The sequence below is a fragment of the Vibrio sp. HB236076 genome (assembly GCF_040957575.1).
Lineage (GTDB): Bacteria > Pseudomonadota > Gammaproteobacteria > Enterobacterales > Vibrionaceae > Vibrio.
In genome coordinates this window covers 2,091,057-2,117,370 of record NZ_CP162601.1, presented here as the reverse complement: position 1 = coordinate 2,117,370, position 26,314 = coordinate 2,091,057, and the positions used below count along the sequence as shown (strand labels likewise).

Annotated in this window: 15 protein-coding genes and 1 tRNA gene; 11 read left to right on the top strand and 5 right to left on the bottom strand. The window is 45.3% G+C overall.

What is annotated here, in order from left to right:
* Positions 1-127 precede the first annotated feature (127 nt).
* Positions 128-1,636 (top strand): N-acetylglucosamine-specific PTS transporter subunit IIBC, encoded by a 1,509-nt coding sequence (gene nagE, locus AB0763_RS09275; RefSeq protein ID WP_306100463.1) that lies wholly within the window; start codon positions 128-130, stop codon positions 1,634-1,636.
* 294 nt (positions 1,637-1,930) lie between these two features.
* Here the strand turns inward: nagE and folD are convergent, their stop codons facing one another.
* Positions 1,931-2,791, bottom strand: a complete 861-nt coding sequence (gene folD / locus AB0763_RS09270; protein ID WP_306100462.1) for a bifunctional methylenetetrahydrofolate dehydrogenase/methenyltetrahydrofolate cyclohydrolase FolD — start codon at positions 2,789-2,791, stop codon at positions 1,931-1,933.
* Positions 2,792-2,997: 206 nt separating this feature from the next.
* Here folD and AB0763_RS09265 point away from each other — a divergent pair.
* A tRNA-Arg gene (locus AB0763_RS09265) sits at positions 2,998-3,074 on the top strand.
* A 166-nt stretch (positions 3,075-3,240) separates the two neighbouring features.
* On the opposite strand, the gene AB0763_RS09260 is transcribed toward AB0763_RS09265, so the two are convergent.
* On the bottom strand, positions 3,241-4,251 hold the full coding sequence (locus tag AB0763_RS09260) for a transposase (RefSeq protein WP_306100461.1): 1,011 nt from the start codon (positions 4,249-4,251) through the stop codon (positions 3,241-3,243).
* Positions 4,252-4,842: 591 nt separating this feature from the next.
* On the opposite strand from AB0763_RS09260, the gene AB0763_RS09255 reads away from it, so the two are divergent.
* From AB0763_RS09255 to AB0763_RS09220, 8 genes are all read left to right on the top strand, one after another.
* The gene (locus tag AB0763_RS09255; RefSeq protein WP_306100460.1) at positions 4,843-6,417 is read left to right on the top strand and encodes a diguanylate cyclase; all 1,575 of its coding nucleotides are present in this window, start codon (positions 4,843-4,845) and stop codon (positions 6,415-6,417) included.
* Between the two features lie 460 nt (positions 6,418-6,877).
* Complete coding sequence (locus AB0763_RS09250) at positions 6,878-8,332, top strand: circularly permuted type 2 ATP-grasp protein (RefSeq protein ID WP_306100459.1); 1,455 nt, start codon at positions 6,878-6,880, stop codon at positions 8,330-8,332.
* A gap of 1 nt (position 8,333) precedes the next feature.
* Complete coding sequence (locus AB0763_RS09245; protein WP_306100458.1) at positions 8,334-9,278, top strand: alpha-E domain-containing protein; 945 nt, start codon at positions 8,334-8,336, stop codon at positions 9,276-9,278.
* A complete protein-coding gene (locus AB0763_RS09240) occupies positions 9,275-12,628 on the top strand; it encodes a DUF2126 domain-containing protein (protein ID WP_306100457.1) in 3,354 nt (1,117 codons plus the stop codon). Before AB0763_RS09245 ends, AB0763_RS09240 begins: the two co-directional genes overlap by 4 nt.
* 102 nt (positions 12,629-12,730) lie before the next feature.
* Positions 12,731-15,271 carry a circularly permuted type 2 ATP-grasp protein gene (locus AB0763_RS09235; protein ID WP_306100456.1) on the top strand — a complete coding sequence of 847 codons (2,541 nt, stop codon included), beginning with the start codon at positions 12,731-12,733 and terminating at the stop codon, positions 15,269-15,271.
* Positions 15,268-16,149 (top strand): transglutaminase family protein, encoded by an 882-nt coding sequence (locus AB0763_RS09230; RefSeq protein WP_306100455.1) that lies wholly within the window; start codon positions 15,268-15,270, stop codon positions 16,147-16,149. Before AB0763_RS09235 ends, AB0763_RS09230 begins: the two co-directional genes overlap by 4 nt.
* 244 nt (positions 16,150-16,393) lie before the next feature.
* Complete coding sequence (locus AB0763_RS09225) at positions 16,394-17,569, top strand: efflux RND transporter periplasmic adaptor subunit (protein WP_306100454.1); 1,176 nt, start codon at positions 16,394-16,396, stop codon at positions 17,567-17,569.
* Positions 17,570-17,574: 5 nt separating this feature from the next.
* On the top strand, positions 17,575-20,703 hold the full coding sequence (locus AB0763_RS09220; protein WP_306100453.1) for an efflux RND transporter permease subunit: 3,129 nt from the start codon (positions 17,575-17,577) through the stop codon (positions 20,701-20,703).
* A gap of 324 nt (positions 20,704-21,027) precedes the next feature.
* Here the strand turns inward: AB0763_RS09220 and AB0763_RS09215 are convergent, their stop codons facing one another.
* From AB0763_RS09215 to AB0763_RS09205, 3 genes are read right to left on the bottom strand one after another with little or no spacing between them, the layout of a single operon-like run.
* The gene (locus tag AB0763_RS09215; RefSeq protein ID WP_306100452.1) at positions 21,028-22,629 is read right to left on the bottom strand and encodes a sensor domain-containing diguanylate cyclase; all 1,602 of its coding nucleotides are present in this window, start codon (positions 22,627-22,629) and stop codon (positions 21,028-21,030) included.
* Complete coding sequence (locus AB0763_RS09210) at positions 22,613-23,041, bottom strand: hypothetical protein (RefSeq protein WP_306100451.1); 429 nt, start codon at positions 23,039-23,041, stop codon at positions 22,613-22,615. Before AB0763_RS09210 ends, AB0763_RS09215 begins: the two co-directional genes overlap by 17 nt.
* Positions 23,042-23,043: 2 nt before the next feature.
* On the bottom strand, positions 23,044-24,228 hold the full coding sequence (locus AB0763_RS09205) for a hypothetical protein (RefSeq protein WP_306100450.1): 1,185 nt from the start codon (positions 24,226-24,228) through the stop codon (positions 23,044-23,046).
* A gap of 711 nt (positions 24,229-24,939) precedes the next feature.
* Here AB0763_RS09205 and AB0763_RS09200 point away from each other — a divergent pair.
* A complete protein-coding gene (locus AB0763_RS09200; protein WP_306100449.1) occupies positions 24,940-26,223 on the top strand; it encodes a PAS domain-containing methyl-accepting chemotaxis protein in 1,284 nt (427 codons plus the stop codon).
* Positions 26,224-26,314: the final 91 nt, after the last annotated feature.

Here is a 26,314-nt window from a genome sequence, read left to right as displayed (position 1 = left end):
GTGTTAATATCTTTGCCATCATAATGACACAATACCGATGCGTTATCACACCGGCTTCGAGTTGGCGATTGTTTTGTTCTCGTACTCAAGGTCATCAAACTGGCATCACATTAATACGGAGTTTGACATGAACCCTTTGGGATATCTGCAAAAATTGGGTAAGGCGATTATGCTTCCTATCGCCATTTTACCCGTGGCAGCCATTTTACTGCGCTTGGGACAGCCCGATTTACTGAACATTTCATTTATGGCCCAAGCCGGTGGTGCCATCTTCTCACAATTGCCTTTGCTTTTTGCCATCGGGATTGCCGTCGGTTTGGCAAAAGACGAGGCTGGAGCGGCAGCATTGGCTGGAGCCGTGGGGTACTTAGTGTTGACAGAAGCCGCTAAGACCATCAATGCCGATATTAATATGTCTTTTTTCGGTGGCATCATTGCTGGTATTGTCGCTGGCCATAGTTACAACCGCTTTCACGCTGTTAGTTTACCGTCTTATTTGGCTTTTTTTGCAGGTAAACGTCTAGTGCCGATCGCCACTGGGTTGATCACTTTAGCACTCGCGGCTGTGTTTGGTGTGGTGTGGCCTATGATCCAGCAAGGGATTGATGCTTTTGGTCATGCAGTAGCTAATTCGGGGGCGTTAGGGCAGTTTTCGTATGGTGCGCTAAATCGCGCTTTGATACCCGTGGGGTTACACCACGTGATGAACTCAATTTTTTGGTTTGGACTCGGCGAATGCAGCAAAGTTACCTATGAACTTGGTCAGTCGCTACACACCATTTGCGTAGAGCCTTCATTGGCTAAGAGTTGGTTAGTCGGTGATGTGATACCGTACATTGATGGCAGTCATATTCAGTCTATCGCCAGTGAAACCACCCGCGGTGATCTCAATCGCTTCTTTGCCGGCGATCCCAGCGCAGGTGTCTTTATGACAGGTTTTTTCCCTATCATGATGTTCGGCTTGCCCGCTGCAGCGTTAGCGATGTACCTGGCTGCACCAGCTTCTTCTCGTCGTCAGGTTGCTGGTGTATTGTTCTCTGTTGCCATCACGGCTTTTTTAACAGGGATTACAGAGCCACTTGAGTTTTTATTTATGTTTCTTGCTCCCGGTCTATACGTCGTGCATGCATTGTTGACCGGCTTGTCTTTAGTTGTGACCAACTGGCTGGGTATTTATCACGGTTTTGGCTTTTCAGCGGGTTTATTTGACTTAGTGATCAACTGGGGACTGGCGACGAAGCCAATGTTACTCATCGCCGTTGGTTTGGCCTTTGCAGTGATTTATTTTATTGTCTTTTATCTCACCATCGTGGTATTTGATATTAAAACGCCAGGGCGTGAACCGGTTGAAATAGGACTTGACTCAGACACGGTTAAGCCCAATGCAACACAGTCGGGCACATCAGCGCAGCAGTACTTATCTGCATTAGGGGGCGCAGATAATATTCAGCACATGGACGCGTGTATTACTCGCTTAAGGCTCACCTTAACTGACAGTAACTTAATCCAGGTAGACACGCTTAAAGCGTTAGGCGCAAGTGGTGTGGTCAAGCTCAATGCCACTCATGTACAAGTCGTGGTTGGCCCACAAGCAGAGATCATAGCCGGACAGATTCGCACAATCATGGAAACTTAAACACCGTATTACTTCGATAGCGACAAAAAACAAGATAGGCCATCAATCACATTGATGGCCTATCTTGTTGTACCCACCTCACAATAGGACACCCAACAACATTTTCCGGACACCCAGTAAATTTGGGTTCAAATAAGGAGGTTCAAATAAGGACACTCATATATTACCGCGAGGATTTATTCGAAAATTTGCAAATAAACCATTTATGTCTCGGTTATATTCAGAGTGTCCGTAACCTTTCGACCTCATGTTTCTGGAGGAGTAGTGATAGGGCTGACACCTATTTACAGTAGGTTAGTTTTTAGTGTGGTATTGCTCACAGGCGAGTAGCGTGTTTTCAATCAAGCTCGCTACTGTCATTGGGCCAACGCCACCGGGTACTGGAGTAATATGGCTGGCATTTTGACTGGCAACCTCAAACTCAACATCACCGACTAACTTGCCATCATCCATACGATTAATACCCACATCGATCACAATCGCGCCTTTTTTAATCCACTCTCCAGGAATGAAATTGGCTTTGCCGACCGCCACGACTAACAAATCGGCTTGGCGTACATGAGATTCAAGATCTTTGGTAAAGCGATGACACGTTGTCGTCGTACAGCCCCCGAGTAGAAGCTCTAATGTCATCGGGCGACCCACGATGTTTGAGGCTCCGACAATCACAGCGTGTTTACCGTGCAGTGGAACGTTGTATCGATCAAGTAATGTCATGATTCCTTTTGGAGTGCATGAGCGCAGTTTAGGAATTCGCTGGGCAAGACGACCCACATTGTAAGGGTGGAAGCCATCGACGTCTTTTTCAGGGGTGATTCGTTCTAGTACTTTGGTTGAGTCGATACCAGCAGGCAAGGGCAGTTGCACTAAAATGCCATCAATTTCTGGGTCTGAGTTTAATTGATCAACTATTTCAAGTAATTGCTGCTCATTGGTTGAAGCAGGTAAGTCAAAAGACTTCGACACAAACCCGACTTCTTCACAAGCACGGCGTTTGCTACCTACATACACTTGTGAGGCTGGGTCTTGTCCAACCAGCACAACAGCAAGACCAGGAGCTCTCAGGCCTGCTTCAACTCTTGCTTTGACGCGAGCGGCGACTTCTGAGCGTACGGTTTGAGAAATTAATTTTCCATCAATAATTTGAGCCGTCATGTGTGTCCTTTAAACTAATTAAACTGATCGAGTTATTTGGGACAATTGTCGCAAAAAAAAGCCTGGACATCCACAGGCAAACGATTGCTTTTGTCGTCAGCAGGTGTAAATTTAGCGTTCTGATTTTTTTTTAGTCATTCAAACCAGCAATTTAGATAAAACCGTTGATTTCATCATTTTTACTCGTATAATCCCATCCCTGTAGCGCGCCCTTAGCTCAGCTGGATAGAGCACGTCCCTTCTAAGGATGTGGTCGTAGGTTCGAATCCTACAGGGCGTGCCATTTATTCAAAAGCCTCGATAGTTCACAAGCTATCGAGGCTTTGTCGTTTAAAAGCCATGAAAAAGACAAATAAATATAAATAATACAGTCAATTACCTGAAACAGTGATCGGTCTGTAAATACTTTGGTTGTCATGGTGGGGAAATAGCGTTGAAAAAGTTCAATGTTACCCAGAACGCTTTTGCCTTACCCATGCCCTGTTGGTGTGCTGGGCGTACCTTTTGAGTTCATCAACACTGCCAACAGCGCAACTAAAATAAAGCCCAAATCGATCGCAAAAGCTTTGCCAATGTTCATCATCGAGTTCGAGCTCATTGAGCAGTGGGATGTTGCCGCTAGAAAGTAGACCAGGCTTAGAAGGGTGAGCAATTTTGCCCAAATTTTCAATAAGCTGAATGTAATCAAGTAAAGAATACTCAACACCGTTATAGGCGCTCATGCGGGGTGTTGTTGTGGTACGTTGGTTACCTAAGAAGCCGTAAAGTGATTTTTTCTTAAGATGTGATACTTGCCCAAGCCCACTATCCTCGTCACATGCGTGACCATGAAGCCTCTCGTAAATAGAAGTATAGCTTGATTGCTCGAGCTTATCGGTGATCCCTGCGCGAACGGGGTTTAAATCCACATAAGCCATACAAGCTAGTAGCGCCCTTTCATCGAGTAAAGCTTGAGATTTAAATCGACCTTCCCAAAATCTGCCTGAGCACATTTCTTCTTTGTTTGCTTGTCGAGCAACATATTCATTGATGTTTCGCATAAACCAGGAGATGTCCATCAATCGGGATCGCCACATCTTAATGATTTCCAGTGCTTTGATTTCCTCTGCTTCACTGACTAAATCATGATCTAACCACTGTTGGATCAAGTTGGGTTTCGAGTATAAGGTCGTCCAGCGCTCAATAACCTCTTTATTAGACCAACTTTTCGCTTGTTTTTCATCGACATGAAGTACCAAATGATAGTGATTAGACATAATGGCATAAGCGCAAATATCTATAGCAAAGACCTGAGAGAGCAACCGAAGCCGCTCTATAAGCCAGACCCGGCGGTGCTCGAAATTACGGCCGCTGTAATCATCTTGCCCACATAGATAAGCCCTTCTCACACAACGAGAAATACAGTGATAATAAGCGGTGTCTTGCAAAGATATCAGAGAGGAGCGGGCTTGAGTCATCATAAGGCCTTTGCTGTTATTATATACAGTTGTGTAAAATTTAGTCTCGCTTGTCGATGTTGTCAAATAGGTCAGAATCGATGTCGATCTGGTTTCAGGTGAGCTAGATGGGCAAACTAATGTACGTTGACACCCCATAATAGGACACCCAGCCAATATATTCTGGACACCCAATTAATTTAGAGTAATAAACCTCTTATGTATCGGTTATATAAAGAGGGCACAAAATTATGACTGTCCCAAACATTTAAGGTGAGCACTCGTCCTGCTCAAGTTATTTGACTGTCCTACAAATAGTCTGTCCTACAAATAGTCTGTTGAAGTTAATGACTGTCCTTAACAATCTGTTTCAGAATACCAAACCAAGGTAGCGGTTTCGTTTTGACAGCAACGTGATGGCGAATGTAATCCTCAACTATAAGAAGTCAATGCGTATGAGTGTCGTTAAAACCGTTAGTAAGACGCAAAAGATTCATGACAAAGGACAAAGTTTTCAAGATGCAGAAGTACATCGTTAACCGAGTTGGTTATATTGGTATGAATTTATGTCCTAAAAATGAACGCCATTAGCAATGGGTGAATAAGAAGCGCGCAATGAAACTTAGGTATTTGTTTGTCACCATTTTTTGTCTTTTAGCTATGCTGCCGATGATGATGTTTTGGTTGTGGCCGTATTCTAAAGCGCTCGATTCAGAGCTTAATGATGTTCGCGAGCGACATCTAGTGATCGCGCAAAACTTGTCGGGTGCGTTTGAGCGGTATTATCGCGATGTGACCAGTGTCTTTAATGTTTTGGGGTTGCAACAGTCATCGCAATTAAAATCCGCAAACATGAAATATTTGCTGTCGAGTTATTACTTCGACCTCATTGTAAAAACCGACGACAATGGCGTGGTAGTACAGTGTTTGTTTGACGGGGACCGAGGCTGTCCCGCGCGGCTTAGCGCATCAATCATGGCACATGCTCGTGTGTCCTTACAGCCTAAAACAGTGAGCGTATCGACCGTTACTCGCGATGATGAGCTCAATACAGGGCCGATACTGTTGGTGGTTAAGCCATCAGGATCACACTGGTTAATTGGTTATCTTTCAACGCAATACATCGTAGAGATGGGCAAGAAAGTGGCGTTTGGTGAAAAAGGGCATGCGGCGATTGTTGATCAAGCGGGGAACGTTCTAGCTCACCCGTTGGATAGTTGGGTGGCCAGTGGTAAAAATATTGCCAAAGTGAGTGCAGTACAAAAAATGCTCGCAGGGCAAACGGGGGTCACTGAGTTTTATTCACCGGCGCTGAAAGACGATATGGTGGCAGGCTTTACCCAAGTCTCAAATGCGGGGTGGGGCGTGATGGTACCACAACCCAAAAGCGAGCTTAAAGCGAAAGCGGCAGCCATTGATAAGACGGCAGGTACCGTTATGTTTATCGGTCTACTACTCGCCTTAGTGATTGTTATTCCTGTCTCTGTGTTTCTCATTCGTCCATTGGAGCGATTTTTATTGTCCATTAAGTCAATAGAGCAGGGTAAAACAAAAGCGCCGGTCGATTTTGCTACGTCGCGATGGACCCCAACAGAGATTAAGCAATTAAAATACGCGTTTGCTGAGCTAATGGAAAATGTACAAAGTAATCAAAAAGCCATCGCCGAGTTGGCATTTATTGATTGTGTGTCTGGGTTGCCGAACCGGGCTTATTTTGAAACGTTAACGATGAAAGCTTTAGCTGATCTTTGCCCTGAGCGTGATATAGCTGCAATGGTGTTTATAGATTTTGATGATTTTAAGAAGGTCAATGACAACTACGGTCACCGAGTGGGCGATAAGTTGCTAAAGTTGTTTAGTCAGGAACTCGCTTGGCAATGCTCTCACAGTATGAACCCCACATTGAATTATTACGACAACCTTCCCGATATTATCCCCACTCGATTGGGCGGTGATGAATTTGCGCTTTTTATTCACCGAATGAAAAGCACAGAGCAAATTCACCAGTTGGTTGAGCAAATTACTCAGGCCGTTTTTACCGAATACGCCATCGATGACGACCTTGCGATTACACTTTCTGGCAGTGTTGGTCTTGCTTTGTATCCAGAACAAGGCCGCAACTTTGACACCTTGATTAAACTGTCTGATTTGGTCATGTATCAAAATAAAGCCAGGCGGAAAAGTGCCTGATTGAGGTGGGAAAATGAACAACCCTATAGCTCTGTATCTGGAGTGAATAGAAAGAGCAGAGCAGGGTGAAAAAACAGTAAACATCGCCACTACTGGGTATTAACCATTTTGTTAATTTAATCTTTTCAGCAACTTATGCTTGTCATTTGCTTACGCCTTTGTATGATACTAATTGAATTTATACGCAGTTTTTGGTGCCAATTTACAATTTGAATTCCTTTGTTGCACTATTGTGAAGCGCAGGGGTTAATCTTGTGAGCGAGCGCAAAAAAACATTTAAAATTAACAGTATCAGTTAGGCCTATAAATTGCTTGCTGTTTTATATCATCCTGAAGTAACCGAGTATCGATGAAAGCAATGTTGGCTTTCGACAGCGTGGTCAGTGTTTACTTCGACACAAAAATTCATCGATATTTGGCCATGGATGCCAACATAATTTATAGATGACAAGGATGCCATATGAGTGTAATTACCGAATCATACAGTAGCGGTGAGTTTTTTGATGAGCTCATTGATGGAGAAGGGAATTTTCGAGATTGCTCTCAGCGGTTGTTGGAATACTTGCAAAATTTGCCCCCAGAAGAGCTAGAAAAGCGCCGTGAAGCCGCAGAAACCACCATACAAGACATGGGAATCAGCTTTACGGTCTACACGGATGAGGGCAACATTGATCGTTCATGGCCTTTTGACATTGTGCCAAGAACCATTGATGCCAAAGATTGGGAAGTGGCTGAGCAAGGCCTGAAACAGCGTCTAACGGCACTGAATCAATTTATCGATGATTTGTACCATGATCAAAATTGCATCAAAGATGGCATTATCCCAAAACACATTATCGCTGAATCGAAAAACTTTCGACCCGAGTGCATTGGTGTTTCGCCCCCTTTTGGTGTGTGGGCTCATATCTGTGGCACTGATTTGGTGCGTGCCGGTGATGGCCAGTTTTACGTTTTAGAAGATAACCTTCGCGTACCTTCTGGTGTATCGTATATGCTGGAAAACCGAGCATTAACCAAACGAATCCTACCCGAGCTGTTTGAAAATGACGACATCATGCGCGTCGACAGTTATACCGCACAGCTTTTTGATACGCTAAAATCCCTCGCTCCAAGGCAAGTGGCCTGTCCGGAAATTGTTGTACTCACCCCAGGTATTTTTAATTCTGCCTATTTTGAGCATGCTTTCCTTGCGCAGCAGATGGGGGTCGAATTGGTCGAAGGCAGCGATTTATTCGTTGGCGACGATGATTGCGTGTACATGAAAACCATCGAGGGGTTAGAGCGAGTCGATGTAATTTATCGTCGAATCGATGATGATTTCCTCGACCCAGAAGTCTTTAATCCCGATTCAATGTTGGGTGTCCCTGGTTTGATGAAAGCGTGGCAGTTAGGCAATGTTGCACTGGCTAACGCACCTGGTGCTGGGGTTGCCGATGACAAAGTGGTTTACGCTTATGTGCCAGCGCTGATTCGCTACTACCTAAATGAAGAGCCTATATTGCCCAATGTAGAAACTTTCTTATGTGAAGACGAGCAGCAACGCGAGTACGTGTTGGCGAATTTAGACAAACTGGTGGTTAAACCTGCCAATGAATCTGGGGGCTATGGTATGTTGGTTGGTCCTCATTCAACGGCAAAAGAGCAAGCCAAATTTGCAGAGTTAATCCAAGCGAACCCGCGTAACTATATTGCTCAGCCAACCTTAAAATTATCCACCGCACCCACCTTAGTCTCGCCTAATAAATTAGAGCCGAGGCATTTAGACCTCAGGCCGTTCATTTTACAAAGTGATAAAACTTACGTAACCACAGGCGGTTTAACTCGGGTTGCAATGAAAAAAGGCTCTTTGGTGGTCAATTCCTCACAAGGCGGCGGTAGTAAAGACACATGGATTGTTAAGAGCAAGGAGGATTAATATGTTATCAAGAGTGGCCGAGCGCCTGTATTGGAGTGCGCGTTATTTAGAGCGAATTGAAAACATTGCCCGTTTGCTCAGTGTCTACGACGACTTGTTATTGGATTTACCAAGAGATGTGAAAGTGTCTTGGTACAATTTGATTGAAATTAATGGCAGTGTGGCGGATTTTGCCAAAAAGTTTGATAAAAAAAATGAGCACAATGTCGTGCGCTTTTTATTAATGGAAGAAGCGAACCCAAGCTCGTTATTGTGCTCGTTAAAAAGTTTAAGAGAAAACATCCGCACGACACGAGATGTATTGCCGGAAGAAACGTGGGAACTGATTAACGAGCTTGATCTTTACGCCAAAAAGCACGTGCAAAAGGGCATTCAACGAGGCAATCGATTCCAATACCTCAATAACATTATCGAGGGATGCCAAAAAGTGATTGGTTTGCTCAACAACGCCATGTGCCGTGATGCCGGTTGGCGCTTTATGCAAATAGGTCGCTATTTAGAGCGCGCTGATATGAATACCCGTATTTTGGATTCAGCTATTTTTATCAAAACCAATGCCAGTGACGATGAGCAACACCTGCTCGAGCCCATTTTGTGGCCAAAAGTACTGAAATCTCAAAGTGGTTATCTAGGCTACTTACGCAGTAAGAGAACCGCCATTGATGGCAAAAACACCGTCGACTTTTTACTCTACGATGAGCACTTTCCTCGTTCACAAGCGTTTTGTTTACAACAGATCCGCACCGCGATGGAAAAATTGCCTCGCTGTGGCAGTTTGATAGAAAAAATCGAATGTCTTATGGGCAAACAATACGATACCAGTAATGAAGCCTGTATCAATGGCGATTTAAGCCATTATCTAAACGAGATACAACTCGGCTTTATTTCGGTTAATGCCATGGTGGCAGATAACTGGTTTCACTTTCAGCACGGAGATGCAGCATGACCATTAGAGTCGCCTTAGTTCACAAGACCTCTTACGATTTTGATCGCGAGATAAATGTCGCTCCGCATGTGCTTCGCTTGCGACCCGCACCCCATTCTCGTACTCACATTCACGGTTATTCCCTCAAAGTAAAGCCAGAAGGTCATTTTCTCAATTGGCAGCAAGATCCTTTTGGCAATTATCAAGCGCGGATCGTCTTTCCGGAGAAAGTCAAAAAAATGGAGTTCGAAGTTGAGGTGATCGCCGACATGACGGTGATAAACCCTTTCGATTTCTTTATTGAAGAATACGCAGAAAAGTACCCGTTTCACTACGACAAATCGTTAGCCGATGAGTTGTTGCCGTATCTCAAAACCAGTCAAGACTGTCCTGAGCTCGATGCTTGGTTGGCCGATGTCGATACTAAAACACCAACTCGTATTGTTGATTTCTTGGTTGATCTAAACAGTAAATTGGCCAACCAAATCGACTATGGCATTCGCTTAGAGCCCGGCGTGCAAACTTGCCAAGAGACGTTAACGCTCAAAAAGGGCTCGTGCCGTGATACGTCTTGGCTGTTGGTGCAAATCTTGCGCCGTTTGGGGCTGGCTGCACGCTTTGCCTCAGGGTATTTAGTGCAGTTAACCGCCGATGTCGAAGCGTTAGATGGCCCGTCTGGTCCGAAAGAAGATTTTACCGATTTGCACGCTTGGTGTGAGGTGTACCTACCGGGTGCCGGTTGGATTGGGCTTGACCCGACCAGTGGTTTGTTTGCCGGTGAGGGCCACATTCCCTTGGCGTGTACACCTGAGCCAAGCTCTGCAGCCCCCATCACTGGCGCAACCGATAAATGTGAAACCAAATTTGACTTTAGTAACCAGGTGTTTCGCATTCACGAAGACCCGCGCGTGACCAAACCATATCCCGATGGTGAGTGGGACAACATTAAAGCGCTGGGCTTTGCCGTTGATGAGGTATTAGAACAGCAAGATGTGCGTTTGACCATGGGCGGAGAGCCGACTTTCGTATCGATTGACGATATGGACTCTGAGCAGTGGAACACCAAGGCACTTGGGGATGACAAGCTGCGTTTGGCTAAAGATCTCTTGCTGCGCCTCAAAGCGCAATTTAACGCGCAAGGGTTGTTGCACTACGGTCAGGGGAAATGGTACCCAGGCGAAGAATTGCCGCGTTGGGCGCTAGGGTGTTTTTGGCGTACCGATGGCGAAGCTTTGTGGCACCGTCCCGAGTTGTTAGCGGATGTTGACAAAGATTATCAACACACGGTAGAGGATGCGAAAGCGTTTGGGCGACAATTGTGCCGTTCACTCGGTCTTGAAAGTGAGTATTTACAAGCTGCTTATGAAGATAGCCTGTACTATTTGTGGCAAGAGCGAGCATTACCCGTTGATGTCGATCCGACCAAGGCGTCATTAAAAGACGATCTTGAGCGTCGCCGTTTAGCGGCATTACTCACTCGCGGCTTAGATGTCGAAACCGGCTTTGTGTTACCGATCGAGCACCAAAGTCAGGGCTGGGTGAGCTCTCATTGGCCGCAGCGCGCTGATGTGATTACTTTGATCCCTGGCGACAGTCCGATGGGATTTCGTTTACCGCTCAACTCACTGCCCGCGGTGAGTGAAAAAGAGCGCCCTCAACAGACCGATCCTTTCGCGCCACGTGAATCATTGCTGGCTTATTCACCCGATACGCACAGCTCGAATCAGGCTTTTGCCCGTCCTCAAACCACGCAGCCTCAAGATGGCAAGCTCGGCGACTCACAAGCGGTGATCCCAACCGCGATTTGCATTGAGCCAAGAGAGGGCAAACTGCATTTATTTTTGCCCCCCATGACGGCACTTGAGCATTATGTAGAATTGCTTTATCACATTGAGTGCACTGCGAAAGCCTTGAGCCTTCCGGTCGTGATTGAAGGTTACGAACCACCGAAAGACCCTCGATTACAAAAATTCTTAATCACGCCAGATCCCGGCGTGATTGAAGTGAATATCCATCCGTCGAGTGATTGGGCTGATTTGGTGGAAAAAACAGAGCTGTTGTATCGAGAAGCCCATTTTAGCCGTTTAGGCACGGAAAAATTCATGCTTGACGGTCGTCATACTGGCACCGGAGGGGGGAATCACATTACCTTAGGCGGCCCGACTCCCGAAGACAGCCCATTTTTACGCAAGCCAGATTTGTTGCGCAGTTTTGTCACCTTTTGGCAGCACCACCCAGGCTTGTCCTATTTGTTCTCTGGCATGTTCATCGGGCCAACTAGTCAAGCGCCAAGGCCTGATGAAGGCCGTGATGAAGCGCTTTACGAGATGGAAATTGCCTTTCAAAATTTCCCAGAGGGCTTGGTAGAAACCCCTTGGCTAGTGGATCGCTTAATGAGGAATTTACTGGTCGATGTCACAGGTAATACCCATCGCTCAGAGTTTTGTATTGATAAAATGTACGCGGCCGGTAGTGCGAGTGGTCGTCAGGGATTACTTGAATTTCGCGGTTTTGAGATGCCGCCTCACCCGCATATGTCTTTGGTACAAGTGTTGTTATTACGCTGTTTGGTGGCCCGCTTTTGGCAAGCGCCGTACACACACCCTCTCGTGCGTTGGGGCACCTCACTACACGATAAATTTATGATGCCTTATTATGTATGGCAAGACATAAAAGAAGTGGTGGATGATCTACAACGTCACGGTTTCCCATTCAAACTTGAATGGTTAATCCCCTTTGAAGAGTTTCGCTTTCCCCATTATGGGCGTCAACAAATTGATGACATCGAACTGGAGTTGCGTTGGGCTATCGAACCTTGGCATGTTTTGGGTGAAGAAGTCACGCAATCGGGCACCAGTCGTTTTGTCGACTCGTCTGTTGAGCGTTTACAGGTGAGAGTCACAGGCTTGACCGACAGCCGTTACGTATTGGCGTGTAATGGTCGCCGTGTGCCGCTGCGCTCAACCGGTCGCAAAGGCGAATACGTGGCAGCGGTACGTTATAAAGCGTGGGCACCGCCGTCGGCTTTACACCCTACACTTGGGATGGACTCGCCGCTGGTGTTTGATCTGATTGATACTTGGAATGGCTTGTCGATTGGCGGTTGTACTTACCATGTCTCACATCCAGGTGGTCGCAGTTATGAAACACTGCCAGTGAATGGCCATGAGGCAGAAGCGAGAAGAGTGAATCGGTTCTGGGATCACGGTCTGACTCAAGGTCCGTTTCAACCCGCTCCTGAGTTTAACGCCATTCGCGGCTTTTTTGATAATGGCGAAGCGCCAAGGCCAATGGCGCCTCCGGCAGAGGAAATTTGTCACGAATACCCCAACACCTTGGACTTACGTAAAAAACCAGTGCGAATGTCTTGATTTTACGCACTTTTTGATTAGTCCTTAGCCTAGTATATACTAAGGACTAATCCTTAACCTAGGTCGGCGTATTGCCGGCCTGTTTTTGAGTCTGTAAACAAGATGACCACGTCGCCGATAATTTACCCTTACCACGCTCCGATGGGAGCTTTTGATGAAGTCTTTGACTTACATCAGCAAATCTTGCCGCATTGGCAGGGTATGTTTACCCATCTTTCCTTGATCAAAGAGCGAGGTATTGAAGAATTACACCTTCGCGCGCAAAAGATCTTGCGCGATGACGGCGCGACTTATGATTTAAAAAATGATCCTCTCTCACCAGAAGTTTGGTCCCTCGATGTCATTCCTAACGTTATTGATGCGCAGCAATGGGCTCATGTTGAGCAGGGATTGGTGCAAAGAAGTGAGTTGTTTAATCTAGTTTTAAAAGATATTTACGGAGAACAACGATTAATTCGCGAAGGCATCATCCCCCCAGAAGTGGTGTTTGGTCACCCCGATTATTTGCGCCAGTGCCACGGTGTCGAGGTTCCGGGAGAAAAACAGCTTTTGTTACATGCCATTGACTTGGTTCGAAATATCAATGGGCAATTTTTGGCAATAAGCGATCAAACGCAAGTGCCTTCAGGGATTGGTTACGCTTTAGAAAATAGAACTGTGATTTCACGGGTGCTTCCTAGTGTGTTTCGCCGCAGTAATGTGAAGCGGTTATCGAGCTTTTTCCATACGTTAAAAAATACCTTAAACCAATTAGCCGCGGACAAAACAGATGATCCTAAGATCGTTATTCTCACGCAAGGCACCAGCAGTAACACTTATTTTGAACAAGCTTACCTAGCGAATTATCTCGGTTACTCATTGGTACAAGGCAGCGATCTCACGGTTCGAAATGGTCAATTGTGGCTTAAAACCTTAGACGGTTTATCGCAAGTGGATGTGGTGTTACGTCGCACGGATGATAAGGATTGCGATCAGTTAGAATTGAGCGCGGATTCGGCTTACGGGGTGCCAGGTCTGATGGAGGTAGTCCGTAATGGGCAGGTGATTTTGGCCAACCCAATCGGCAGTGCCGTGCTCGAGGCGCCGGCTTTAATTGCTTACTTGCCGACGATCTGTGAATATCTACTCAAGCAACCTTTACTATTGCCAACCGTCAATTCTTATTGGTGTGGTGAGGCAAATAGTTTGGATTACGTATTACAAAATATTGACTCGTTAGTAATAAAGCCTGCATTTAGAAGGGCGCAACGAGAATCTATTTTCGTGCGTCACTGTAGCCCGGAAGAAAAAAACACCTTGATCGCCAGTATAAAAGCCACACCAGCGCAGTTTGTTGCCCAAGAGTATGTGCCCGGTTCGATTGTCCCAGTATGGGAAAACCAGCAAATTGAACGCCGGCCAAGCTTACTGAGAACGTTTACCGTCGTTAAAAACGACACTTATGTGGTGATGCCAGGTGGCTTAAGTCGAGTGGCAAAGACAGAGAAAGATTACTTTATTACTCGTTTGTCGGGCACATGGAGTAAAGACACTTGGATTTGTGCCGACAAGCCAGATAAGACTCATCAATCGATGCTCGATGAGGATAATCTTAAAGAAGTGCAACTTGGCCACATTCCCAGTCGCGTTGTCGAAAACTTCTTTTGGCTGGGGCGCTATGCCGAGCGAGCGGAGTTATGTACTCGTTTTATGCGCGTGGTATTTAAGCAAATGAATGGCATCGAGCTACTGGAAACCACCAGTCGAGATGTGCTCTTGACCGCTTTTTCTAAGCAAACGAATTGCTTGCCCGGTTTTTTAGAGCCAAGTGGCGATTTGTTGGAAGAGCCCGATGGTGAATTGGCGGATTTGGTCGTCAATGCCAATCGGATTGGCAGTATCAAATCGAATTTGCTTGCCATGTTGACTTGCGCTGAACAAGTGAAAGAGCGCTTGTCGGCAGACACACGTATTATCCTCAACAAATTAAGGGACGATTTAGGACGGTTAGACAAAACCTACAAGTCTGGCTTACCTGAGGTGCCCGAAGATTCATTAGACGATATTGTCACCGTATTATTGGCTTTATCGGGTTTGAGCAGTGAAAGTATGCTGCGCGGGCAAGATTGGATTTTCTTACAAATTGGCCTGCGCACTGAAAGGGCGATTCAAACGGCGAAATTATTGCAATCGACTCTAACCACAAGTTTAGAGAGGTATGCTCAAAAACAAGTACTAGAGTCGGTATTATTGAGTGTCGAAGCGCTGATTTCTTTTCGTCGTCGTTATCGCAACAAAACCCAAGTGCAATTTGCCCTCGACCTACTGATGGTTGACAGCAGTAATCCGCGTTCTTTGGTTTATCAAATTGAACGACTAAATGAGTTTTTAACCCTGTTGCCTAATAATCAGGCCAGTGTTCCGGGTGGCTTAACCGCAGAAAAAAGACTCATTTTAAAAACACTCAGTGATATTCAGTTAAGTGATTTAGAACGGTTATCTAAAACCCATGCACCGACAAAAGTACGAGAAAAACTCACTGATTTCTTGGCGCAACTCATTGAGCAATTAGAGCAGTTTACCTCAATTATCAGTGATAAGTACTTTGATCATACTGCCGGTCCACAACAATTAAACAAACCCAAATGGAAGTTGGATGTATGAAATATCGAGTTCGGCACACCACGTGTTATCAATACAGCAGTGCGGTGACCTTGTGCTACAACTTGGCGCATCTGGTGCCAAGAAATACCGGCACTCAGAATTGTTTTTCGCGACATATCGAAGTCTCACCACGGCCGGTTTACCAAACGGAGCGCAGTGATTATTTTGGTAATGAAACGGTGTTTTTCTCAATTCAAGAGCCGCATAAAAAATTGACCATCGATGTGGTGAGTTACTTAGAAGTGATGCCTAACCTTTGGTCTGAGTGGGTGGCGAACCACCCATTGACCTATAAACAACTCAAAACCTTGCTCGATACCCCGATGTCAGAAGAGATTCGGCTGGTGAAGCAGTACTGCTTAGATTCGGCTTACATTCGAGCTACGCCAGAGATCAAAGCGTATGCAGAGAGTGTCTTTCAAGAGGATATGCCCGTTCTGCAATCGGTTAATGCATTAAATCATAAGATTTTTACCGAGTTTACGTTTGATCCGGCTGCAACCGATGTCACGACGCCTCCAGAGACGACCTTGGTTGAAAAGCGAGGAGTGTGCCAAGACTTTGCTCAATTTGCCATTGCCTGCTTGCGCTCGATGGGGTTAGCAGCGCGCTATGTCAGTGGCTATATAGAAACCCTTCCTCCTCCTGGCCAAGAAAAACTGGTCGGCTCAGATGCTTCTCATGCTTGGTTTGCTGTGTATCTTCCAGAGTTAGGTTGGGTTGAGTTTGATCCCACTAATGACCAAATTGCCGGTGAGCAGCATATTGTTACTGGCTGGGGCAGAGATTACACCGATATAACTCCCTTACAAGGCGTTGTATTTGATGGCGGGGACACTCATGCGCTTAATGTCTCTGTCGACGTCGCCAGAATTTAGCTATCTCGTTTCGTGATGATAAACATTCAGTTAGCGAGTTACTCGGGCCGGTATCTTGCCTTTGGGCTTGCTAACATTCTACAAGCTCTCTTCTTTTTGCTTCGCTTTAGTCAATAAGCACGTTCTTGCGACTTTTTATACGGTTTATTGGTGCAAATTTGGCATCAATATTTTTAAAAAATCCCTCTAGGTATTGATGCCATAAATACGTAGTATGCCCTCCTATTTTACGTGGGAGAAAATCATGAGAAACCTAGCCCAGAGGGTTGTTGCCCTGTCGATAGTGGTGGGACTGACGGCATGTGGTCAGCCACAGGCAGAACAAAGCCCTGCACCTAAGCCATTGTCTATTGATGTTGTTAAAGCGCAATCAGTGCCAGTTCAAGCCTGGCATACGTATACCACAAGGCTTGAAGCCCCTGAGCAAGTGATTTTAAAAGCCCGCGTATCAGGACAAATAGATAAAGTGCTATTCACCGAAGGCGAGAAAGTCACCAAAGGGCAGGTGCTCTTTAGTATGGACGCTCGCCCTTTTAAAGCAGAAGTTAAACGTTTAGAGGCTGAGCTTATTAGTGCACAAGCAGGCCTTGAGCAGGCGCGTCGTGAAGCATCACGAGCCAAACGCCTACTTTCAAACCATGCAATGTCTCACGAGCAAGCCGACCAACGGGCATCGACTCTGCGCCAAGCTCAAGCCGGCGTTAACGCGATTTTAGCTCAGTTAGAGTCAGCTAAACTCAACTTAGAGTTTAGTCAGGTCAGTGCGCCTATTTCAGGTGTGATCTCTCGGGCTTTGGTGACGATAGGTAATTATGTTTTTGCCGGTCAAACCACGTTAACCACCATTGTGTCTGATCAAAAAGCCTATGCGTATTTTGATATTGATGAGCGCACGTGGAATCGAGACTTTTCTCAGGTGAGTGCACAAGACCGTTTGCCCGTGTCACTCGACCCGCTTGAGCGCGACCAGTCAGTACCCGGTGTCATTGATTTTATTGATAATCAGATAGACACCACCACAGGAACTCTGCGTGTGAGAGGCGTTTTTGATGCTCAGGCGTATCATTTATTACCCGGCGCATTCGCCCGAGTTTCGATTGCCGCCCAAGAGGTAAAAAACCTGCCAGTGATCCCAGAAAGAGCGATTGGAACGGATTTGAAAAACCGATTTGTGTTGACGCTTGATGAGCAAAATACACTGCAATATCGCCTCGTTAAACTCGGTGAGCAATACGGTCAGTATCGAGCGATCTTATCTGGTCTCGAAGCGGGAGAATTCGTCGCCGCAAATGGTCCGGCTCGCGTTGGTCCAGGGATGCCAATTACCCCAAATGAAGTGTCATTAGAGTTAGAACAAACGGCATTTTCTCTAGGCGGTCAAGCCGACAAGTCCACCTTAGCAAATAGGTTAGCGAAATAACGGTTATGAACTTTTCACACTTTTTCATTCAGCGGCCCATTTTTGCCGCAATGCTGTCTTTGGTATTTGTGATAACAGGACTATTATCCCTGTTTCAATTGCCAGTTAGCGAATACCCCGAAGTGGTTCCGCCAACCGTTGTGGTCAGTGCCAGTTACCCTGGTGCCAACCCAAAAGTGATTGCCCAAACGGTTGCTACGCCTTTAGAGCAAGAGATCAATGGTCTTGAAAATATGCTCTATCACTCTTCTCAAGCAACCAGTGATGGCCTTCTTACCTTAACGGTGACCTTTGCCCTCGGGACGGATCTTGATAAAGCTCAGGTACAAGTCCAAAACCGAGTCAACAATGCATTGCCTCGGTTGCCAGAGGAAGTGCAGCGCTTAGGGGTAACGGCGGAGAAGTCCTCTCCAAATCTTGCCTTGGTGGTTCATCTTGTTTCACCCGAGGGAAAACAAGACACCTCCTACATGGCTAACTACGCCGACATACACATTCAAGATGAGCTTAAACGCTTACCAGGGGTGGGTGATATCCGATTGTTTGGTGGCGCTAAATACGCCATGCGTGTGTGGTTAAATCCGCAGGCACTGGCGGCGCGTCAATTAACCGCCAGTGATGTGGTTAGTCAACTCAGAGAGCAAAATCAACAAGTAGCCGCTGGCTCATTGGGATCTCAACCGTCAGGGGTTGCCAATCAATTTCAAATTTTGCTCAATGTAAAAGGCCGACTTGAAAGCGTTGAAGAGTTTGAAAATGTCATCGTCAAAGTTGGCCAAAACGGCCAGATAACACGCTTAAAAGACGTGGCTAGAATTGAACTCGGGCAAGAGAACTACGCACTGCGTGCGATGTTAGACAATCAGCCGGCGTTGGCGATGCCAGTGTTTCAGCGACCGGGCTCAAATGCTATCGAATTGTCAGACGATGTACGCACTACCATGGCAAGGTTGGCGAAAGATTTTCCGGCCGGAATGACGTATGACATCGCTTATGACCCGACGGTATTTGTGCGTGGCTCTATCGAAGCGGTAATCGATACCCTCCTTGAGGCCATTTTATTGGTGGTTATTGTGGTGGTGGTCTTTTTACAGACCTGGCGTGCCTCAATTATTCCGTTGATCGCGGTGCCTGTTTCCTTGATAGGGACCTTTGCGGTGATGCAATTATTGGGTGTGTCGATTAACACCTTATCGTTATTTGGTTTAGTCTTGGCCATCGGGATTGTGGTAGATGATGCCATCGTGGTGGTGGAAAACGTGGAACGCAATATCGAAGCGGGTCACAGTCCTTTTGAAGCGACAAAAATTGCCATGAGTGAGGTGACTGGGCCGATCATTGCGATTGCATTTGTGTTGTGTGCAGTGTTTATCCCAACCGCTTTTATCACGGGATTATCCGGGCAATTTTATAAGCAGTTTGCTTTGACGATTACCATTTCAACGCTGATTTCTGCTTTTAATTCTCTGACCTTATCACCGGCGTTAGCCGCGATTTTGTTAAAGCCTCATCACGCACCGAAAGATAAGTTAACTCGTTTGCTTGATACGTTATTTGGCCGTTGGTTGTTTGTACCTTTTAACCGTTTGTTTGACAAAGGGGCGAAAGGGTATGAAAAAGTAGTGAAAAAGCTTATCCGTTTGAGTGTCGTGGTCGGCGGGGTTTACTTACTCTTGATCGGTTCGACAGTAGGGTTATTTCAAGCGGTACCCGGTGGTTTTATTCCCCAGCAAGACAAACAGTACTTGGTGGCGATTGCACAATTGCCTGACGCGGCAAGCTTAGATCGCACTCAAGAGGTGGTTGAGCACATGCAAGCCATCGCTCTAGAGGTTCCGGGCGTGTCTCATACCGTGGCATTTCCCGGCTTGTCGGTCAATGGATTTACCAACAGCACCAACAGCGGTATTGTATTTGTGACCTTGGAAGACTTTGCGAAGCGACAATCGCCCAGTGAATCTGCGATGGCCATTGCCGGGGCGCTCAATCAGCAATTTACTGCGATTGATGAAGCTTTTGTCGCCGTTTTTCCACCGCCACCGATACTGGGGTTAGGCACCACTGGTGGTTTTAAATTGCAATTGCAAGACCGTGGCAATAAAGGGTTTGAAGCATTGTTTAACGCGCTACAAACCGTGACCAATCAGGCTCGTCAAGACCCGGCGCTGACTGGGCTATTTTCGAGCTATCGTATTCAAGTACCGCAAATGGACATTCACATTGATCGCGAACAAGCTCTTGTACAGGGCATTGCGCTCAATGATGTTTTTACCACTTTGCAAGTCTACTTGGGATCTGCGTACGTCAATGATTTTAATTTATTCGGTCGTACGTACCAGGTCAATGCACAAGCCGACGCGCAATATCGCAGCCAGCGTGAGCAAATTATGCAGCTCAAAGTACGCAATGCCGCGGGGAAAATGGTACCACTTGGTTCGGTGCTCACTGTTGAACCCACTACAGGTCCAGATAGGGTGATGCATTACAACGGTTACATCAGTGCGGAGCTCAATGGTAGCCCTGCGCCAGGGTACAGTTCAGATCAAGCCAAGCAAGCGATAGAGCAGGTATTGGCCAAGCATTTACCAAAAGGGATCAGTTACGAATGGACAGAGGTGACTTATCAGCAAATTTTGGCTGGTAATACCATGGTGTACGTTTTTCCATTAGTGGTGCTTCTGGTCTTTATGGTCCTTGCCGCACAATATGAAAGCTTGCGTTTGCCACTCGCGATTATTTTGATTGTACCTATGACTATTTTTTCCGCGTTAGCCGGAGTCTATGCTCTGGGGGGAGATAATAATATCTTTACGCAAATTGCTCTTATTGTATTAGTGGCTTTAGCATCAAAAAATGCCATTTTGATGGTTGAGTTCGCCCGAGATAAGCACAAGCAAGGTGCTACGCATATGGAGGCCATCATCGAAGCATGCCGATTGCGCTTGCGCCCGATTTTAATGACGTCGATAGCCTTTACGGCTGGGGTTATTCCTTTGGTGTTGGCAACCGGTGCCGGAGCAGAAATGCGTCAAGCGATGGGTAATGCGGTGTTCTTTGGCATGATAGGGGTTACGGTATTTGGCTTGTTGTTCACGCCGGTATTCTATCGCTTACTGACACCCAAAGATCAGTAAACGCCATTCAGTGCTTTGATTAGATCTAATACCAATCTGATTAAGTATGTGATCAATGATAGCGTAGTGATCAAGCTTGAGAACAAGGCAAGAAAATAATCTAAGTAGTTAGTCCACAGGTTATTTTCTTAACAATGTTATTGAGTTTTTTAACCTGCTAGGGTGACCAGCTACTTAGTTAGATTGGTATAAGGCCTCTTTGCACAGCAAAGAGGTCTTTTATTTTGTTGTAGGCTTGAGTATTACCCCCTTTTTAGGCGTGACTTTCTCAGTCACATTGAGTCAATGAAAAAGGGAGCGGGTATCGACGGTCAACCTAAGGCCTCAGATAAAGGTTGCCTCTGAGCCGAGCAAACAAAAGCCATTTCTACCGTTTCGCTTAACTTGATACATGGCTTCATCGGCGAGGTTAATTAAGTGCGCCATATCCCGACCGTGAATCTCAGTACAAGAAACACCCAAACTCGCTCCAATAGACACAGTCAGCTGTTGATTGATTTCTATCGGTTGCACGAGTCGAGTAAGGATATTTCGAACTAAGGCATTCAAGCTGCTGACGGCACCTATCGGGTATTGAACGATCACTAAAAACTCATCGCCTCCCCAGCGACAGACGAGGTCTTGGCTTAAGATGGCACCCATCAGCCGCTTGGCTGTTTCAATCAAGACTTTATCGCCAGCCTCATGCCCATAGGTGTCATTGACGGGCTTAAAGTGATCCAAATCGATTAACACAATCGCAGTAGAATGATTTTTGTCTTGGGTGTTTTCAAGGCATTTTCGCAAGTAGCGCTCTGCAGAGCGGCGGTTATAGAGGGTCGTCAAGGAATCAAAATCGGCTTCAAATTGAAACTTTTTCTCTCGACTGGCGCGCTCGGAAATATCATACATGATGGCCTCTATGAGGTGATGCCCCGTCTCTTCTTTAGCCAACGACAACAAGCAATGATACCACTGCTCTTTTTTTAAGTGGGTTTTAAGACGAAAATCATCATTGACTAAACGCTGAGTATCTAGAACATTTTTTAGACTTGAATGCATCCTATGCGGCGATTCAAATAGGTCGGGGAAAAGCAGTAAATCCGTTTGCGAGGTACGCAATCGAGTATTTTTTTGCACCGTGTTTTTATACGCTTGGTTGGAAAGAACGACTTTACCTTCGCTGGTCATCAATACAATGCAAACACTGGCTTGTTCAAACAACAGTCGAAATCGCTTCTCTACGCGTTCTATGGTCTCTCTTAGCTGTTTTTCACGTTCTAACGTATCGTGTATGGAGGTTAACAAATAGTTCGAGTGTTTGACCAATTGACCAATTTCATCACCCGGGTATTTGGGTTGATAAGCGAGTGCTTTGTCTTTGCCGGGCAAGACGCTGTCAACCGATTTTTTTATTCTTTCTAATGGTGTGGTGAGTTGTTTTGATATCAAGACACTGACGAGAAAAATAATGACGCCGGCATAGACAAATAAACCAAGAGAGTAATAAATAGCGGTCATTTGGGCATTGTGATCAATAAAGTTTTGTCTGGGATAAATTTCTAAAATACCGACGGTTTCATCGTGTAAAAAAGGGGATGGTAGGTCTAAGCTGTAGGGGGTGGTTGTTTTTCTTTCACTGAAAGAATTACTGGTGACAGAAAAGTCATTTTCCCCGCGAATACTGGCTAGGTTAACGATGTCATTTTGCGTTAGGCCGCGCAGCACTTGCAAAGCTAATTCCTGGTCACTTAAATAAGCGGCAATGGCGGCACTGTTTTGTACGGTATGCGCTAATTGATGAATTTGAATATTTTGACGCTGAAGTTCACTTTGATACGTCGCGTGGTAAAAATAGGCCGCACTCAAAGACGCCAAAATGAAAGAGGCGATAAAAATCGATAAAGCAACTCGAAATACTAAAGTGTTTTTAATCTTTTTGAACACGAAATACCTCTTTGACACTGTCATCTAGCCACTGGCTATCAATGTAGGCAATAGCTCCAGGGGCTTTTCTCACCGCTTCGATTATCGACTGGTCATCACTCAACTCTTGCGGAGGGGACGCCCGTCCAGTAAAGAGTAATCTTGCCCAATAAGCATTGACTTGAGCGAGATTTTTATTGATCAAGTGATGATAAAATGATGCTTTTATTGACGATTCACTTTGGTCAAAAGGACGAGCGCTTTGACCATGGCGAAAAGCTTTTTGTTTACCCATGAATAAATCGATGATTTCTCGTTTTTCTAATGAAGAAATCGGATTGTTTAGATTGACAATCACGACGACTTCCGCTGCCTTACTTGGCAAACTGAGAAATAAACAAAATAATAATGGCAATAATAAAATAGTTTTCATAATTAAAAAATAAAGTCGAGTTTGAGAGAAAACGTGTTAATGATTTCATCATTGCTATTGATCTCGTCAGAGACCCAAAGCACGCCACCGTATTGCTTTATCCAAGTTCGATCCCATTGCGCTTTCAGTGCGAAGTTTGGATAAAAATCCCACCGAAATCCTAACGAAAAGCTGTGTTGGTTTGCTGAAGTTTTAAAAGCGGTGTCAGCAATCTCTTGAAGTTCTGATAAAAAAGCAGGGGCACCATCGACCGAGCGAATGCGTTCTGTAGGCTCGACAAACCCAAGCGAAGAAAATAAAGTCCACTCATCAAATTGATAACCCAAACTGGTGTAACCTGCCCAAAAATCCCCTAAAAGGTCGGTTTCAAACACAGTGTAACTAAGCTCGGTTTGCCACAGCCAAGGCGTGCCTTCATAGCGAAACCCCGTTGAGTAATAGTGAATACTCGTGTCTTTAAGCAACAAACTATCTGCGTAGGTCGATGCTTCAGGCCACAAAGGCGTGATTGAATTTAATGCATTTCTCAACTCAACTAGGTTGGAAAGGTCATCGGTAAACTCTGTATACGCCGCGCTTAAGCGATAAAGCCAAGCTTCGGTATCGTATTGAAGTTTTGCGCCAAACATGGGTTCATTTTTAAGCTCGTAGACTTCGCCATTGCGATGGATAATTTGTTTGGTCGTACCGCCATACAAACGAAAATTAAGTTGATTGAAGTCGAAGGGAAAAGTATAGCCAAGCTCAAATCCATCGTAGTAGTCCATGCTAAAGGGGCCGTAAAACTCCATAGACGGGTGGGCCCAGAGATAAGCAAAGCCAACGTTGCGATAATCCGACAATAGGTAAGTTTCTAAACCGATTCGTCCTAAACGGGCGGTAAATTGATCGTCGTTGTATTGGACAAACAGACGTTGCAGGTAAGAGTCGATATCGTGTTCAAAATACGTTTGACCAATCAGCTGACTGCTCACTTTCCAGCGGTGGTTGAAGTGGTAATCGACTTGTACACCCAGCAAAGACTCTCCCCAGTAGGTATTATTGCTGCTTTTTTTTTGTTGGGCGAGATAGTTAGGCACGGCAAGTGTCTCGTTACCAGTGTGTGTCACCGCCAGTGAGCCAAAACCATTAATGTCCCAAGCGTGATTCGCTTGGCTGATCGAGGGCAATAGTAATGCCCAAAACATTACCCAAGTAAGCCTTTTGGTGATGTCTTTTCCCACAATGAGCCTTTGTTTAAAAATGTCAGTATCATGAATGAGAGTATAGGATAAGATAACTTTATGATATTAATGAAATGAGTAAAGACGTGTATGGATCACAAAATTTCAATGATGGTGGCGGGTAGAGGTAGGAGGTCCAGGTGACAAGAGCGATAAATCAATATCGCTCTTGCAACACAGCAGATTAATTAAGCTTTTTTGATCGCTTTTTTAATCTTTTTAACTTTAGCTTTGGCTTTTTTTAATGATTTTTTAAGATCTTTTTTAGATTTACTTGCTTTGGCCATTATGGGCTCCTTAGTTAGATTAGTGGTGATTTTGTGCGAGTTTTGCAGACATTTTTTCGGTACCCCGAAGGATAGTAAGTGAATGCCTTACATTAAAACGCGTCAATATCATCATACAAAATGAGTAAGACTTTCTAGGGCCAAGCAGAGGGTTTATGCAAATTTATGACAAAGGTATGAAGGTTTAGTTTCGTATTGTGAGTTGGTTCTATCTTTTTACTTACATGGATGTAACAAATTTAAAATACGTGTCGCCATCTAATAAAAAGTGAATTGGATCTATTTTTTACCTTTAATTCTGCGTGAAATTCGCGTCTCGAGAAAAGCCGTTTATACTTATTCTTATATATTAATTATATTATTAAAAAATAAAGGGTTAGGAGAGTGTATGTGGTCTTTTGGCACAAAAACAAACAAAAACTCGCTGGATAAGAGCGACAGTGCGCATGACTTGGCTGCGATTAGAGCAAATACAGCTTACATCGCTTTTACCCCAGATGGTGTGATATTGGATGCAAATGATAACTTTCTCCAAGTCGTCGGATACAGCAAAGAGGAAGTCGTAGGACAGCACCATAAAATATTTTGCCCTGCGGAGTTAATTAATTCGCAAGAGTACGTCAACTTTTGGCGTGATCTTGGACTAGGTAAGGCCACATCTGGCACCTTTAAGCGCATTGGTAGCCAAGGAGATTGCATTTATCTGGAAGCGAATTACTTTCCAGTAAAAGACGACAAAGGCAATGTCATTAAAGTGATTAAAATTGCCAACAATGTCACTCAACAAACCAAAGAGAAAATATCTCAGCATTCTATTTTATCCGCTCTTGATAAGTCGGCCGCGGTGATTGAGTTTGATACAGAAGGCAATATTCTCAACGCGAATAGTAATTTTCTCAAAACAGTCGGCTATACCCTAGATGACGTAGTCAATAAACATCACCGTATTTTCTGTTTTCCTGAGTTTTATCAAGAGAACCCCCATTTTTGGGATACGTTAAAAAGCGGTGAGTTTTTTACTGGTCGCTTCAAGCGAAAAAATGCGTATAACGAAGTACTTTGGCTTGAAGCCACTTATAACCCGATTTACGATCAAAATGGCAAGGTGCACAAAATTGTTAAGTTTGCCACTGATATTACTCAACGTATGAATACGGCATCTCAAGCCGTTGAGTTGGCGGCTGCCACGTCAGAGCAAACGTCGCAAATAACCTCACTGTCGATTCAAGTGCTTAATGATGCGGTTCAAACGTCACAAAGTATCACCACTCAGGTCAACGAAGCATCGCAAATTGGTGGGCACTTATTAGAACAATCTAAAAATATTGACCAAATTGTCACCACGATACGCTCTATTGCAGAGCAAACCAATTTGCTGGCGTTAAACGCGGCGATTGAGGCTGCCAGGGCGGGAGAGAGCGGCCGTGGTTTTGCCGTCGTCGCCGATGAAGTGAGGACTTTGGCTTCACGCACGGCGTCAGCAACCGAAGAAATCGCGACAGTGGTGGGTAATAACACTTCGCTGATTGAAGAAATGGATAACCATTTAACCTCGGTGTCTGGCGTTGCGGTTCACGGTCAAGACAGCATTAACAACGTGGCTTCAGGGCTTGAGGATGTGGCGCGTGGCGTTAATCGGTTAGTTGAAATGGTCGAGAAACTTAAGCCGTAACCCCAATATTCTTGGCCAATCTTCGACTCAAGATAATGTGACTCAAACCGGCTCGCCAATGTATCAAAAGCTCTACTCGTTCTCGAGTAGA